Source organism: Vibrio sp. R15-SG3-ISO1A (assembly GCF_059833955.1).
Genome location: NZ_JCBDGH010000068.1, coordinates 1 through 15,342, shown reverse-complemented (window position 1 = coordinate 15,342; position 15,342 = coordinate 1). Strand labels below are relative to the sequence as shown.

Genomic DNA, 15,342 nt, shown 5'->3' with positions numbered 1-15,342 from the left:
TCGACAACTGAGGTAAATCGCCAGCTCTGATGATAGAATCACGACCCATTATATAGAGCAACATCCATCAGAGCTGTGCGATTCATTATGAGACACCTTAGAACCACTCTTCACCCCGATATTGATCACCTAGACGACAAAATTGTGTTTAAGCGTAATGCTGCACGCGCCATTGTCATCAGTGGAGAGGATATCCTCTTACTCTACACCGCGCGTTACCACGATTACACCATCCCTGGTGGCGGCCTCGATCCCGATGAAGACGTCATCGCAGGTATGGTGCGCGAACTGCAAGAAGAAACCGGCGCGCAAAATATTCACGCCATCAAGCCATTCGGCCTTTATGAAGAGTTTCGTCCTTGGTACAAAGATGACGCCGATGTAATGCACATGATCTCCTACTGCTACACCTGCAAGGTGGACAGAGAGCTCGGTGAGACGGCCTACGAAGATTATGAAATAAAAAACGGGATGAAACCTGTGTGGATGAATATCCACGATGCCATCGCTCACAACGAGAAAACCATGGCGCAAAGTGACAAAAAGGGCATGAGCATCGAGCGCGAAACCTTCTTGCTGCAACTGATCGCCAAAGAGATGCTGTGAGCGAACATGGGTTTCGTACAGCCCCATGCTCGTTTGACATGATGGCACTATCTTAGTATCGAGCAATGATATCGCTGCGCTCAATTAATACTGTGCCATGACCAAAGATGAAATCGACGGTGCCACTGATCTGTTATTCGTCAAAATAGGCGCGCCCTGCACGAGAATATAATGTGTCTTGATAACTGGTTACGGAAACATCTCGAAATTGAGCGCGATCCCCTTGATGGGAAATAAGCAACGCCACCGCTTGAGTCCCATTCTGGCGGCTCGGATCGTCTTTTGCTTTCTTTCTTTTGGTTTTGTGGGAAATCAAAGCCATTTTCTATCGTGAGGCTTCGAGCTTGAAAGTCAGCGGCATCGACACTGACCGTGCGACTGCCAAAGGTGCCAAACTTCTTCCCGTTCTCATCCATCATACTGTTTGCTGTGACAATATGCAGAGCTGACGTCGCTCCGATTCCAAGAATTGCCAATCTATTCACGCTGTAAATCCTTTTGTTTATGTTATTGAAAATAAATAGAAACAATGTTTCATTGTGATCTAATTCAGGTTTTTTGATTTGTCTTTACTAAATATTTTTATATTAATTTATAGGGAGTTAGTAAATATTAATCAAATCACATTTAATTACGTAATTTATTAAAACATCGTTTCATTGATCACGTTTTGGTCAAATACCACTTTCAAATAAGGGTCTTTAAGGCGTAAGTTAAATTGAACTTAACGAGAACAAAACGGTGTTTCGAAATGAAAAATAAAATTATAACTTCTGCTATCCTACTCGCACTAACCAGTACAGCGGCGCATGCGGTCTCTATCAATATGCGTCACGAGTGGACGCCTAAATTTGAGGGCAAAGACCAAGTCCATAAAGACCGTATCGCGGTTTCCCATCGCCATGCGAATGGTGTCGGTTGGGAAGTGGAAACCAAGTGGCAAAGTGGTGACGGCTTCTTTGACTTCGACCAGTTTGTTGATGCGGGTAACCAAGCCAACATCAGCTACCGCTGGAAGCTTGATGACCAATTTACTCTAACCCCTCAGTACAAATGGGAAACGGGCAGTAATAAACATGCCCACCAGTTTAACCTAACGTTGGGTTACAAAATTAACGACGATTGGTCGACATCTTTCCGTCATCGTTACCACTATGAGATCAAAAATGGTGGCGACGATAACTCACACTACAACCGTTGGACAGTGGGCCTAGGTTACAAAGGCATCGACAACTGGTCGCTGAGTGCATCGTCAGACTACACCTGGAAACAAGAGGGTGAAGATGTGTGGAAAGGTGACAGTGACGGATTTACTGAATTCAACTTCAAAGCAGAGTACAAAATGGGTGGCGGATGGTATCCGTTTGCTGAATTTGGTGTGACACCAGATAAGAAAGAGAACAGCTCTGAGAAAGATGCTTGGAAACCTCGTTACCGTATCGGCATGAAATACAGCTTCTAATCACCATCTTGACGATACCTAAAACCCTGTTGGTACTCCGGTGCCAATAGGGTTTCAATGAGGATACCCATTATGCAAAAAACGCCCATTGCTCTGTGTATCGCGGCGGCGATGTCTATCACTGGATGTGCGACCGATACGCAACAATCACAATCTCTCTCTCCTGATACGCTCACTTGGCAGGCCATTACGTTTGGTCAATCCACCGATTTAAACTTTGGTTCAACCATACTGCCGGAAAAAGTCGGCACCAATGAAGTGCTCGTTAATGGCAAACCGGCCACCGCGGGTGCTTTGGCGGACACTTTTACCATTGAAAGCCGTGGCGGCAAGCTCGCTAACTCTCATGAAGGGGTGACTTTTTACTACACCAAAATCCCAACCGATGTGAATTTCACCCTGTCTGCGACCATCACCTTGGATCAGCTTGGCCCTGAAACCGGTTCAAAACCCAACCGCCAAGAAGGGGCTGGGATCATGGTACGCGATATTATTGGTGAGCCAAGATTGAATCCTCAACCTGAAGGTTTGGAAGAGTTTCCTTCGGCATCGAACATGGTGATGCATGCGCTGCGTGCAAACAAAAAAGCGACCAATGGCTTGGTGAACATCAACGCCAATTACCGTGAAGGTATCTACCAACCTTGGGGTACGGGCGGCAACCGCATGAGCCGTGATGAGTTCATTAAAGGCGTGCCATTTGGCTCAGATAAGCCCTACAAAATGTCATTAACACGTACCGACAGCGGCTACCTTGTCACCTATGATGATGGTACAGTGCAGCAGAGCGAAGAGATCAAAGGTGCGAATGCCAATATTGTTCAAGTGCAAGATCCGAATTACCAATACATCGGTTTCTTTGCCTCTCGAAATGCGAAAATCACCGTCAGCGATGTGGATCTCACGCTAACCCCAGCCAACACAGTGGATGCGCCGCTTTACAAAGCCACATTGGAAGACGTGGTGCTGCAACAAGCGTCGCCTGATCGCAGTGCGATTGATAACTATACCTTGCAGTCGCGTGCCAACTATTCGGGTACGTTCAGCGTGAGCCAAAATGGGCAAATCTTGGTCGATAATGTGGCGGTCAGTGCCGGTGAGTTTTTCAACTACGACGCCACGCTTAAGCAAAACCAAGCGCAATTTACTGTGACTTACACCCCTGTCGAAGGGCCGGATCTGAGCGCGAAAAGCTACGTTCAATCGGTTGAAAAAGTCACGGTGAGCGATCCAATGAACCTCACCGTTAGCCCTAACAGCCAGCTTGATCTTGCGGCAGCTGTAGAGCTAGTGGCACCGGGTGGTACCATCACATTAGAGCCGGGTGTCTACCCAAGTTTGACGCTGCCAGTGTCTGTGAGTGGTACCCAAGATAAACCCAAGCATCTGATCGCAAAAGATGGCGTGACCTTTAGCGGCGATATTTTGCATGACGCCAGCTACTGGAATGTGAAGAATATCGAGGTGGCAGGTGCGCGCTATATTGTACACGGCAGCCACAACCACTTTGATCGCATTGTGACGCACAGTGCACCTGATACAGGTTTCCAAATCACCTCACAGGCGAAGATTGGCCGTGCACTGTGGGCAAGCTATAACGTGGTGGAAAACAGCGAAAGCTACAACAACATGGATGAGTCACAAATCAATGCGGATGGTTTTGCTGCCAAAATGCGCATCGGTGATGGTAACACCTTTATCCGTTGTGTTGCCCATCACAACATCGATGATGGCTGGGATTTGTTCAACAAGGTTGAAGATGGTGCCAATGGCGTCGTGACTATTCTAGATTCTGTCGCGTACCAAAATGGACAAACGCTTGAAGTAGCAGGTAAAGGCGGTTCACGTGGTAATGGCTTTAAGCTCGGCGGTGAAGGTTTACCTGTGGCGCATATTGTGCGCAACAACTTAGCCTTCCACAACCACATGGACGGCTTTACCGATAACTTCAACCCGGGTGCATTGCAATTGGAAAACAACGTGTCTATCGACAACAAACGTTTCAATTTCCTCGTACGTAAGAGTCCATACACAGAGACAGTGAAGCAGGGTACCTTTACGGGTAACCAGTCATACCGCTTCTTTGTCGACAGTGACTACAGCGATGTGGTGAACGCGGATGTGAAGCAGAACAACTACCTGCTTGCGGATGGCATTACCGTCAATGACCAAGGTCAGGCGATTGAGTCGCAGCGTTTGGTGGAGCTGAAAAAAGCATCGAAAATTTCCGCTACCGAACCGGTTCCCGGTCAATCGGAAGCGATGCGCTTAAAAGCGTTGTTATCACAACCCTAACCACCGAAAGGCTTAGCAAACGCTAAGCCTTTTTTTATCGCTTTTTATGGAGTACAACACGATGAAAATCGCCTCACTTTTCATTCTTCCCTGTACCATGTTGGCGCTACCCACATGGGCAGCGTGTTCACCTGACACCGATTCGACGCCAAGCTCTCTTGGCGCAACAGGCTGGGCCACCGGTGTCACGGGAGGATGCGGCGCGACACAAATCACCACAGTCACCAACCGTCAAGAGCTGATGGATGCACTCAACGAGGGTCAACCAAGCATCGCCCCAGATGGTGCGTGGGTTGAGCCATCTCATCAGGCAAAAATCATTTACGTCAAAGGTTCCATCGATTTGAACAGTGATGCGACAGGTCAACCCATCGCACCTGAGCAGTATATGGCACGTTGTGACTCGCCATACGATAGCTACGACGATTTCTATGCCGCTTATTATCATGCCTATCGTCCGCAAGAGTGGCACAAACAATCGCTTGTAAACGGTCGTCCGCCGGAGTTAACGGGGGAACTGGAAACTCTGCGTCAATGCTTTAGTCGCCAGCAGAACAACCATATCGTGCTGCGTGTCGGCTCTAACACCTCACTGATTGGCGTTGGCACCGACGCGGAAATTAAGCATGGTCAGTTGCGATTAGGTCAACTGCGCTATGACAGAGAAAAGAATCAAGCCAAACCGTACAACTATCATGCGCAAAATATCGTGATCCGAAACCTTCGCTTTACCGATGCGTTTGATGATTTCCCAGGGTGGGGACCAAGAGATTCGTTTAAAGTCGACAAAAAAGAATTTGGTCAAGGAAATTGCAGTGAGACGTTTGTTGATGACAAGGTCAATCCAACCGGGTGCGCGCTGCGCGGGGGGCGTTGGAACTCTGAGTACGACAACATCACAGTAGAAAACGCGTCTATGGTGTGGATTGATCACAACAGTTTTAGCAATGGTGAACGGACTGACGATCGCTTCCCACCCGTTTGGGACGCGCCATACAACGAAAAGACGCAAAAAGTACAACACCACGACGCCTTGATCGATATTGTTGGCGCGTCAACCAAAGTGACGGTCTCGAACAACCACTTCAAGCATCACGATAAGGTCGGGTTGATTGGTGGTTCTGACAGTGCCAATGCACAAACCGGCTATGGTCCAGACGTGTTGGATGTCACTTTTCATGACAACCATTTCGAGACCACAGGGCAACGTATGCCGCGCGTGCGCTTTGGTCGCGTTCATGTGTACAACAACCTGTATGAACTTGATTACCGCACCTCTCCTTATCCTAAATATCGGATGGGCGATGCCATGATGGTGGGCACGGCGGGTAAACTCTATGTGGAAGAGAATGCGTTTGTGATTCCCGGCAAAGAAAAAGACATCGTCAACAAGTTGATTGGTTACAGCTCTAGCCAAAGCAACAAGAAGAAGTGTCTTAATGCAGGTTGGAGTGAAGCAAAGTGCGGCTCTTATTACTTCGCGCACAACAATTGGTTGAATGGTCAGCCTGTTGAGTTGAACGAGGTTGCCCACGCTAAGGCGAAGAAGAGTAAAAGCAGTGCGCCGCTGATCTCGCTAGACCCAGCTCAAGAGGCGCGTTTTTGGCACCCGAGCCAACACTATGCCTATGATGTCAAAGCGCCCGCAGAGTTGCTTAACACATTGAAAGATAAAGTCGGCGCGGGCAAGCTGAGTCAATAACTCAAACGGTGTTGTCGCCAAACAAAAAAGCAGCCATCTAGAAGGAGGCTGCTTTTCTTCATTGCGTTTTTGACAGCGCGTCTATTACTGTGTCACTGAGGCCAAAAACTCACCAAAGCGTTGCCACGATTTTTCGTCGGCGTCTTTTCGATAGCGGTCGCTGTCAAACACGGTGAATGCGTGGGGCGCGCCGCTGTAGGTGATCATTTCATGGGGCACTTGGGTTGCTTCTAGCTCGGTAGCGAGCGCGGCAAATTGATCCATGGTAATGGCCGTGTCCGCGGTACCATGCAGCACTAGGATAGGCGCTTTAGTTTGTTGATAGGATTGTCCTTCAGGCGTCGATAGCCCGCCGTGAAACGTCGCAAACCCCTTTGCTTGCATGCCTGCACGCGCCGATTCAAGAACTGCGGCTCCGCCAAAACAGTAACCCATGACCACCGCGTTGCTGACATCGCCCCCTAAGCTGGCGGCAAAGTCTAAACTGCCTTGCATCAAAGCACGCAATTTGTCTCTGTCTTTATAGAGCTCGCCAGTGTGTTGGCGGCGATCTTCAATTTTCTCAGGCCGAATCCCTTTGCCGAACAAATCCGCAGCGAAGACGTTGTAGCCTTGCTCTGTCAACATCTGTGCCCGTTTCATTTCATAATCGGTCAACCCATCCCAGTCGTGCACCAGTAAGACTAACGGGGCATCGTCACCCGCTTTGGACCAGTAGCCCTCGTATTCAATACCATTTACATTGTAAATTTTACTTTCGCCTGCCAACGCGTTGACGCTCATCAGCGCGCTACTCAGCAGCGTTAACCCTAACCCGATTCTCTTTTTCATTGTTCACCTCCGTTGTTTCAACAAGCTTAGTACGTATCGAGTCAAAATACGTTATCGCTTGTCTTACGTAAGCGGCGCACAAAGAGCGCAAATCGAAGCCATGTTTTTATAGGGGAGGATTAGGACGGCGTCGACACCTCATCCACCAAGTACAGAATCGATTGATACGGGATGCCACTGTGATGGGACAATCCTATTTCGCAGGTGCGACTGTTACTAAATCCGCGGTGACACCCATCGGGAACTTGCGCTTTGAGCGATTCGAGTGCCGCTTGGTTGAGCTCCGGTGTGGTGAAGCCTTTGTCGCCCGCCCAGCCACAACAGGCGATGTGCTCAGGTAGCACGACGTCGGTGGCGCACGCCTTGGCGAGCGCGAGCATGTCGGCTTCCAATCCCATGCGTCTTGCGCTACAGGTGACATGCAACATCACGGTTTCTTGTTTGGGCGTCAACGTTAAGTGTGGCAGCAAGTAACGATGAACGAAACCCGTCGGCTCGACGATGGTCAGCGGCTGGGTAAAGTGCTCAATGCTGCGCTTCGCGCACGGGCTGGTGTCCATCAAAATAGGGTACTCCCCTTGGTAACTAGCGGCGTAGAGCGCTTTTTCCAGTTGTATGGTTTTTTGCTTGGCGAGATCCGTCATTCCTTTGCTGTCATAGGGCATGCCACAGCAGAGGCTGTCGAGACCGTCTGGAATGATCACTTCAAAGCCTGCTTTTTTGATCAGCGAGAGCGTGACTTGAGTCAAGCTGCGTGAGTCTGGGTTGTCCGCTTGCTGGCCCATAGTTCTTGAAGCGCATGAGGGCAGATAGACCACTTTTTTATCGGATTTGACCAAGAGTTCCATCGCCTTATCGACGCGGTGGCGGTTTGGGGTGGGAATTTCTGCTAACCATTGTGGCGTTTTGCCTTTGGTGATTCGGCGAATTTGGCTCATGACCGCCGCCATATTGTTAGGGCGTAGCAGGGCAGAGGCGATACGGTTTGCGCCCAGCGCGGCGCGGGTTAACGTGGTCGTGGTGGCGAAGTGATCCGCTGTCCAACGTGCAATCGGCGTGAAGGAGTGATACTTGGCACTGCGCAGTTGCTTGACCAGATCACCCGTGTTGACGCCCACCGGGCAGCGATCGGCGCACAATCCGGTGGCGGCGCACGTATCTAAACCTTGATGTTCAAACACCAGCTCTAGTTCATGCGCGCTAGGCAGTTGATGGCGTTTGCGGTGCTGGATCTCACGGTACAACACAATCCGCTGGCGAGGGGAAAGCGTTAAGGTGCGCGATGGGCAGACCGGTTCACAGAAGCCGCATTCAATGCAACGATCGACAATCGGATCCGCCGCGGGCATCGGCTTCAAATCTTCAAGGTGCGCGTTGGGGTTGTCGTTGATGATGACACCCGGGTTGAGCAGTCCGTCGGGATCAAACAAGCGCTTAATTTGCTGCATTAATTGGTAGCCTTCCTGACCCCATTCGAGCTCGACATAAGGGGCCATATTGCGTCCTGTGCCGTGCTCCGCTTTAAGTGAGCCTTGGTATTTCAACGCGACCAACTCGGCAACGTCATCCATAAACGCGCCATAGCGGGCGATCTCTTCTTGGCTATCAAACCCTTGGGTAAAAACAAAATGGAGGTTGCCCTCCAGCGCATGGCCGAAAATGATCGCCTCATCGTAGTGGTAGCGATCGAACAGTTGCTGCAAATCGCGCACACCGTGAGCCAAATGCTCAACGGGAAAAGCGACATCCTCGATGATAACGGTGGTGCCGACTTCACGAACGGCGCCGACCGCAGGAAACATGCCTTTTCGAATGCCCCACAGCGTGGCGACGGTGTTCGCATCGCAGGTAAAATCGACCGATTCGATAATCGCGTAATCGGTCAGAGCCGCCATCACACGCGCACATTGCGCCTCGAGCTGATCAGCACTTTCCGCGTGGGTTTCAACCAACAGCGCGGCTGCGTCCGTGGTCAGTGTCGACATAAAGTCGGGCATACCCGATTTATCGGCGACGGATTTCAGCGCGCGACCATCCATCAGTTCGACGGCGGCAACGGGGGATTGGGAGAGAGTCGTGACGGCGCGACTGGCGGTCTCGATATCAGCAAACACCAGTAACGACGAGGCTTTGAACGGGTGATCGGCCACGGTGTGGTAAGTGATGTCTGCGATAAAGCCTAAGGTGCCTTCTGAGCCAATCATCAGATGTTCGAGCACTTCAATCGGATCATCAAAATCGACCAGTGCGTTAAGGGCGTAGCCTGTGGTGTTTTTTAGGCGATATTTGTGGCGAATACGTTCGGTGAGTGTGGGGTTAGCGCGCGTTTTTGCCACCAGTTGGGTTAAGCCGTCAATGATGTCAGGGCGCTGGCGTTTAAATGCCTCGACACTGGCTGGGTCGGCGCTATTGAGCACGGTGCCATCGCTTAAAACCAGTGTCAGGCTATCGATGGTGCGATAGGAGTTTTGCGCTGTACCGCAACACATTCCACTGGCGTTATTCGCTGCTATGCCGCCAATTTTACAGGTATTGATTGAGGCGGGATCAGGGCCAATTTTACGTTGAAAGGGCGCAAGGTAACGGTTGGCGTCAGCGCCAATCACGCCGGGTTGCAGGCGGATTTTTTTGCCATTATCGATGATCTCATGGCCGCGCCAGTGATCGGTCAAGGTGATCAACACCGAATCCGACACCGCTTGGCCTGAAAGGCTGGTGCCTGCGGCGCGAAAGGTAAAGGGCACCGCAAACTCGCGGCAGGTGCGGATCACCCAAATCACTTCATCGAGGTTGGACAACTTGACCACTAGTTTTGGAATCAAGCGATAGAAACTGGCATCGGTGCCATACGCAAGACGCTTGGCGTCATCGGTGATCAGTCTATCTTTATCAAGGCGCTGGCTCAGCGTCTCAATCAAGGCCGAGTAAGGATGAGAGTTCAACGTATTGGGCATATCCGCTTCCTGCTGTGTAGAGTGGGGCTATCATGGCCTAACCACTTGTTTTTATTATGTCGTTTGGTGCCTGTCTTGCTGCACGGTTTGCTGATTATATTTGGCTCAGCGCATCGAGATTGAGATCCGCAAGTGATTTTGCGCCAGTCAGCGTCATCGCGACGCGCATCTCACTTTCATACAGGTTCAGTAAGTGTTCAACCCCAGCTTGACCTTGCGCAGCCAGAGCATAAATAAATGAACGACCGAGCAGGGTACAATCGGCGCCAAGGGCAATCATTCTGACGACATCAAGGCCGCTGCGAATGCCCGAATCGACCATGATCTTCACCTCACCTTTGACGGCATCGGCGATAGCGGGCAAGGCTTTGGCGCTGGAGAGGACGCCGTCGAGTTGGCGTCCTCCGTGGTTTGACACCACAATGCCATCGGCGCCAAATTTCACCGCGTCTTTGGCATCCTCAGGATCTAAAATACCTTTAATAACCATTGGGCCTTGCCAAAATTCACGAATCCACTCGAGATCTTTCCAACTGATGGAGGGATCGAAATTGGCCCCCAACCAGCCAATGTAATCCTCTAACTGAGTCGGTTCACCGCGATAAGCTGAAATATTGCCCAGATCATGCGGCTTACCGTTGAGACCCACATCCCACGCCCACTTTGGGTGACACGCCGCTTGCCAGACTCGCTTGAGCGCGGCGTAATCACCACTCATACCTGAATGGCGGTCACGGTATCGCGCACCGGGTACGGGCATATCGACAGTAAAGACCAAGGTGGTGACGCCGGCCGCTTTGGCCCGCTCAAGAGCGTGTTTCATAAAGCCGCGATCTTTGAGCACATAGAGTTGAAACCACATCGGGCGCGCCATCACAGGGGCCACTTCCTCAATTGGGCAGACAGACACCGTCGAGAGCGTAAACGGGATGCCTTTGTTGTCAGCGGCGCGCGCCGCTTGCACCTCGCCGCGCCGAGCGTACATACCGGTGAGCCCGACGGGGGCTAGAGCAATAGGCATAGAGAGGGTGTCGCCAAACAGATCGCAAGAGAGTGACAGATCTTCCATGTTGCGCAGTACCCGCTGCTTAAGCGCAATGGCCTGTAAATCCTCGCAGTTGCGGCGCAGTGTATGCTCCTGATTTGCGCCGCCATCAATATAGTGAAACAGAAAGGGAGGCAAGGCACGTTGAGCGGCCGCGCGATAGTCGGTAGGGGCGGAAATGATCATGGCGATGTCCTTACGGCGTTACATTGTGATTGAATTGTTTCTTAATTGTGAACTTATCGCTTTCCTTTTTCTGGGTATAGGGAAATAATGAAAATGATTAATTCCAAAAATGACATAATATGATGCGCGCAGACGATCTTATTCTCTTCTCCCAAGTGGTGGAACTGGGCAGTTTCAGCAAGGTAGCAGAGCACAATAACCTGACAAATTCGGTAGTTAGCAAAAGAATTGCGAGATTGGAGCACGATCTCGGCGTGCAGCTTTTATATCGTACAACGCGAAAATTGACCCTGACAGAAGCGGGCAAAGCACTGACGCAAGGTGCGAAAAGTGTGAAGCAAGCCGCGCAAGAAGCGCTCGATACGGTGTCAGGGTATGGCGAGAGTATATCGGGTCACATTCGCATGTCGGTGCCGACCATCTCGGGCGATTTGATCTTGGCTGATGCGGTGGCGGAGTTTTGCAATCTTCACCCCGGTTTAACGGTCGATATGTCACTGGATAACAAGTTTGTCGATTTGCTGGAAGGGGGTTTTGACTTAGTGATCCGCACCGGTTACCTGGAAGACTCGAGCCTGATCGCGCGTCATATTTTAGACTCGCAGTGGGTGGTGTGCGCGTCCCCTTCCTATATTGCCAAACAAGGTAAGCCGATTGAGCCTCGCGATCTGTTGCAGCACAACTGCCTGCAATACGCCTATCAAACCACGGGCGCCAGTGAGTGGGAGTTCAAGGGCAAGCAGAGCCACTACTTCGTTAAAGTCTCCGGCAGTTTTTCCACCGATAACGCCACTGCTCTGCGCAAAGCGGCGCTCGGTGGTCACGGCATTGCCTATGTACCGCGCTGCTTGGTTTACCATGATTTGCGCAGCGGTCAGCTGGTTGATCTCTTCCCAGAACAAGTCGCTAAGCGGCTCGGCATTTACGCCGTCTATCCTTTTACTCGCCAGCCACCTAACAAGGTTAAGCTGTTGATTGAGCACATCCGCACCCGATATCTGGCGATTTCGCACTATTTTTGAATCGGCTCTCTATTCGAGCACCGATGCCTGTTTCAGCTGATGAATATCCGACTTCAAATCGCTGATGATCCCTTGGTAACTGCTCATTTGGCTATCCGTTTGCTTCACCTCAGCATCATAAAAATGGGGATACTCTTTTTCTAGGCTTTGGAAAGCCATAGTGGTGATCGCGAGCTGCGCCATCAAGTATGCATCATGCGTGGTCGATTCAGCAATCAAGCTATCGAGTTCATCGCGTGTCAGGGCGAGTTCGTTTTGCAACTGCATGAAGGTGCGTTCGCTTTCCGGGGTTAAGGTATGTTGATCATCGTCTAGTTGCGTCAATGTCGCGTTATGGGTGAGCAGGGTGAGTAGTTTCGCGACCGATTGAGAGAACTGTTTGGGCTCGCTAAGCATGCCGGATTGATACGCTTGGCACAGTGCAAAGGAGGCATCTCGATAGAGCTGAATGCTTTGCGAGCGTTTGTATTGATGAGAAACCCCAGCGGAGTAGGCACGCAGCGCCTCGATCTTCAGTTCATTGGAGTCGGATTCAAACGCGGTGTTGACCATCAGTGCGAGCGCTTGCTGATTGACAGCGCTGGTATCACCAGCGTGGATAATGCAGGTGCGATAACGTTCTTGCTCAGCCATGATCGCGTCTTCGTTTTTCCACAGCGAAGTTAAAATAGAGCTGGTGGAGCTGTTGGAGCTACATCCTGTTAATAGGACGCTGCCAAGTAGCAGTAGGGCGGTGCGAACGGAGCGAATACCTATGATGGAGTCTAGGGTGACAGGCAATGTCGATGTCGTATATTTCATGCTATTTGTTCCTTAATCAAACGTGTTCCTTAATTAAATATCTTCCTCAATTAAAAGAAGTAACCTAACCCGATCCCGTACGTCACTTGTACATCGTCCCCTTGTTGAGCGGTGATAGTGCTGTGTTTGGCATCGTTAGTGAGTTGCTGCAGATAGGCGCCTGCACCCAATGCCCAGTGGCGATTGAGGCGGTGGACCACTCCCGTCCAAGCGTAGTATTGACGTAGCCCACCACTGGCTGCAAAAGGCGCAATGCCGGTCAATTGGCTCTCTTGGTCACTGACGGAAAAGTTGTGGCGCATAAACTCGCCGTTGGCCCAAGTCAGACCCGCACCAACGCCGACAAACGTTTCTTGGTTAACCGGCACCCAGACACTGTTGTAGAGGTTAATGTTGGCGCCTTCGGTGTCACCGCTAAAGGCATGGCTTGCGAGTGCGCCAGCGCGATAGCGAAACGGTAACGCGTAGTCGGTGTTCACGACGCTGTAGCCGACAAACAGCCCCAACTCGGTGCCGGACTCTATGGCGTTGAGCTGATCCACCGCCGAATTTTTGACCTCATCTCGACCCAGTTTGTACAGCACGGCGGGACCATATTCAAAGTGTGAGTCAGTGTTGACTTTAATGCCCGCATAAGGCCCATACCACTCCATATACCTTCCCGATTCAAACGCGTAGCGTCCGCCGGGTACTGCGCCTGTCATGCTCTCTTTGGCGCCGTGATATTCCGGTGTTTTGCCAATACCAATGCCGAAAAAATCGGGAAATCGATATGGCGTCGCCGTGACGTGGCTTGAATATAGGCTGGTAATAAGCAGCAAATAGAGACATAAGCGAACAATGGGCGTTGGGGGAGAGCTGAGAGTCATAGTCATCAAGATGTCTTGGTTGCAAGAGGAAGAAAAGCGCCTTGGAGCGCGCGGTTGGCGCCATTTTAGTGATCTTGATTCATCACCGTACAGGCATGCTCAGTTATACATTGCATAACAAGTGGAGATGTAACAGTGCGGAACTGCTGAGGAAATGTGATCTTATTGGCGATGATGGCGCTTTCATACCAAGATAAGCGATCGGGTTGATCGAGAATTCATCAGATTCATAACGATTGAAGATGTTTTGAATAAATTTGGCTTTATGTATTTCACGCTTATCGAAAATTATTATGCACACCGTTCAATTACCAATAATTATTCGAGGGCTTACAAATGAACAGCAACAAAACACTTTTGGCTTTGGCCATCGCATCGCTAACGGCAACCTCTGTGTCGGCTTCAGAAATTTACAATGATGGTAAAAACTCGATCCAAATGGGTGGACGCGCAGAAGCGCGCGCGTCAGTCATGGACGGCGAATTCGAAGATCGCTCACGTATCCGTCTTAACTTCTTAGGTAAAGCGGAATTGGCCAACGGCTTCTACGGCATCGGTTTCTACGAAGGTGAATTCACCACCAATGAGCAAGGTCAAGCGACCGATACTGACGCAGATAACCTCACCAACCGTTACGCATACGCAGGCTTTGGCTCCCTGTTTGGTGAAGTGACTTACGGTAAGAACGAAGGTGCGCTGGGCGTCATCACCGACTTTACCGACATCATGGCTTACCACGGCAACTCGGCGGCGTACAAAATCGCCATTGCTGATCGTACCGACAACATGCTCACCTATACCGGCAAATTTGGTGGCTTGGGCGTGAAGGGCTCATACCGCTTTGCAGACCGTATTACTGAAGATGCGACTGGCAAACTCGATAAATTCGACAACAATGACGCGGATGGTTACTCACTCTCCACCACCTACGCGTTTGATATCGATGAGTTTGGTATCAACCTTGGCCTAGGTTATGCCGATGGCAACGAGTTTGATGAGCAAGGCTACGTGATTGAACGTGACCAATTTATGCTCGCAGGCTCGGTTGCATTCCGAGACTTCTACTTTGCCGCCGCGTATGTCGATGGTGAAGATAAAAACCGCACCCTAAGACAAGCGTCGGATCTGTCAGGTTATGAAGTCGCGGCGTCGTACACACTGAATAAAGCGGTCTTTACTGCGACCTACAACTACCTAGAAGAGAAAAACAAATACACCGGTGAGAAGAGCGACGCAGCCGATAACATCGCGATTGATGCGACCTACTACTTCCAGCCGAACTTCCGTGGCTACATCTCATACAACTTCAACAACTTGTCTGACAGCGATGTGCAATACAAGTGGCAAAAAGAAGACGAGCTAGCGCTTGGTATCCGCTACGACTTCTAACGTTATCCCCCGCACCGAAGTGGTTTGGCCGCTTCGGTGCGTTCAATCTCAACCGATTGTAACGAGCCAGTGGCTCACATACCAATAGGACCCCAACCCATGAATACGTTTACGCACAACAGTTTACTGGTGGCGATGGCGCTCGGCTTAACCGCGTGCAGTGAAGGCGAGGTGACCCTG

Annotated in this window: 11 protein-coding genes; 6 read left to right on the top strand and 5 right to left on the bottom strand. The window is 50.6% G+C overall.

The features are described 5' to 3' along the window. The first annotated feature begins 87 nt into the window (after nt 1–87). From AC6R0L_RS10790 to AC6R0L_RS10775, 4 genes are all read left to right on the top strand, one after another. A complete protein-coding gene (locus AC6R0L_RS10790; RefSeq protein WP_500629135.1) occupies nt 88–606 on the top strand; it encodes an NUDIX hydrolase in 519 nt (172 codons plus the stop codon). Nucleotides 607–1,357: 751 nt separating this feature from the next. Then, nucleotides 1,358–2,068, top strand: coding sequence for an oligogalacturonate-specific porin KdgM family protein (locus AC6R0L_RS10785; protein WP_487902231.1), 711 nt, complete (start codon nt 1,358–1,360; stop codon nt 2,066–2,068). Between the two features lie 72 nt (nt 2,069–2,140). Next, nucleotides 2,141–4,363 (top strand): right-handed parallel beta-helix repeat-containing protein, encoded by a 2,223-nt coding sequence (locus tag AC6R0L_RS10780; protein ID WP_500629134.1) that lies wholly within the window; start codon nt 2,141–2,143, stop codon nt 4,361–4,363. A 61-nt stretch (nt 4,364–4,424) separates the two neighbouring features. Then, the gene (locus AC6R0L_RS10775) at nt 4,425–6,065 is read left to right on the top strand and encodes a pectate lyase family protein (RefSeq protein ID WP_500629133.1); all 1,641 of its coding nucleotides are present in this window, start codon (nt 4,425–4,427) and stop codon (nt 6,063–6,065) included. Between the two features lie 84 nt (nt 6,066–6,149). On the opposite strand, the gene AC6R0L_RS10770 is transcribed toward AC6R0L_RS10775, so the two are convergent. The 3 genes from AC6R0L_RS10770 to lldD form a co-directional block, all read right to left on the bottom strand. Continuing rightward, nucleotides 6,150–6,896, bottom strand: a complete 747-nt coding sequence (locus tag AC6R0L_RS10770) for a dienelactone hydrolase family protein (RefSeq protein ID WP_500629132.1) — start codon at nt 6,894–6,896, stop codon at nt 6,150–6,152. A gap of 119 nt (nt 6,897–7,015) precedes the next feature. Beyond that, entirely contained in the window at nt 7,016–9,850 is a 2,835-nt protein-coding gene (locus AC6R0L_RS10765; RefSeq protein WP_500629131.1) for an FAD-binding and (Fe-S)-binding domain-containing protein, read from the bottom strand. Nucleotides 9,851–9,944: 94 nt separating this feature from the next. Continuing rightward, on the bottom strand, nt 9,945–11,081 hold the full coding sequence (lldD, locus tag AC6R0L_RS10760) for an FMN-dependent L-lactate dehydrogenase LldD (protein ID WP_500629130.1): 1,137 nt from the start codon (nt 11,079–11,081) through the stop codon (nt 9,945–9,947). A gap of 122 nt (nt 11,082–11,203) precedes the next feature. Between lldD and AC6R0L_RS10755 the strand changes: the two genes are divergently transcribed. Then, nucleotides 11,204–12,103, top strand: a complete 900-nt coding sequence (locus AC6R0L_RS10755; protein WP_500629163.1) for a LysR family transcriptional regulator — start codon at nt 11,204–11,206, stop codon at nt 12,101–12,103. A gap of 9 nt (nt 12,104–12,112) precedes the next feature. Here the strand turns inward: AC6R0L_RS10755 and AC6R0L_RS10750 are convergent, their stop codons facing one another. Both AC6R0L_RS10750 and AC6R0L_RS10745 read right to left on the bottom strand, forming a co-directional pair. After that, complete coding sequence (locus AC6R0L_RS10750; protein WP_500629129.1) at nt 12,113–12,904, bottom strand: hypothetical protein; 792 nt, start codon at nt 12,902–12,904, stop codon at nt 12,113–12,115. Nucleotides 12,905–12,954: 50 nt separating this feature from the next. Then, entirely contained in the window at nt 12,955–13,779 is an 825-nt protein-coding gene (locus AC6R0L_RS10745) for a MipA/OmpV family protein (protein ID WP_500629128.1), read from the bottom strand. A 330-nt stretch (nt 13,780–14,109) separates the two neighbouring features. On the opposite strand from AC6R0L_RS10745, the gene AC6R0L_RS10740 reads away from it, so the two are divergent. Further along, nucleotides 14,110–15,162, top strand: a complete 1,053-nt coding sequence (locus tag AC6R0L_RS10740) for a porin (RefSeq protein ID WP_500629127.1) — start codon at nt 14,110–14,112, stop codon at nt 15,160–15,162. The last annotated feature ends 180 nt before the right edge of the window (nt 15,163–15,342 follow it).

Bases quoted from the DNA above. Each gene is read 5' to 3' on its own strand.
- AC6R0L_RS10785 (WP_487902231.1), top strand. From the start codon at position 1,358: ATGAAAAATAAAATTATAACTTCTGCTATCCTACTCGCACTAACCAGT.
- AC6R0L_RS10750 (WP_500629129.1), bottom strand. From the start codon at position 12,904: ATGAAATATACGACATCGACATTGCCTGTCACCCTAGACTCCATCATA.
- AC6R0L_RS10790 (WP_500629135.1), top strand. From the start codon at position 88: ATGAGACACCTTAGAACCACTCTTCACCCCGATATTGATCACCTAGAC.
- AC6R0L_RS10755 (WP_500629163.1), top strand. From the start codon at position 11,204: ATGCGCGCAGACGATCTTATTCTCTTCTCCCAAGTGGTGGAACTGGGC.
- AC6R0L_RS10745 (WP_500629128.1), bottom strand. From the start codon at position 13,779: ATGACTATGACTCTCAGCTCTCCCCCAACGCCCATTGTTCGCTTATGT.
- lldD (WP_500629130.1), bottom strand. From the start codon at position 11,081: ATGATCATTTCCGCCCCTACCGACTATCGCGCGGCCGCTCAACGTGCC.
- AC6R0L_RS10770 (WP_500629132.1), bottom strand. From the start codon at position 6,896: ATGAAAAAGAGAATCGGGTTAGGGTTAACGCTGCTGAGTAGCGCGCTG.
- AC6R0L_RS10765 (WP_500629131.1), bottom strand. From the start codon at position 9,850: ATGCCCAATACGTTGAACTCTCATCCTTACTCGGCCTTGATTGAGACG.
- AC6R0L_RS10775 (WP_500629133.1), top strand. From the start codon at position 4,425: ATGAAAATCGCCTCACTTTTCATTCTTCCCTGTACCATGTTGGCGCTA.
- AC6R0L_RS10740 (WP_500629127.1), top strand. From the start codon at position 14,110: ATGAACAGCAACAAAACACTTTTGGCTTTGGCCATCGCATCGCTAACG.
- AC6R0L_RS10780 (WP_500629134.1), top strand. From the start codon at position 2,141: ATGCAAAAAACGCCCATTGCTCTGTGTATCGCGGCGGCGATGTCTATC.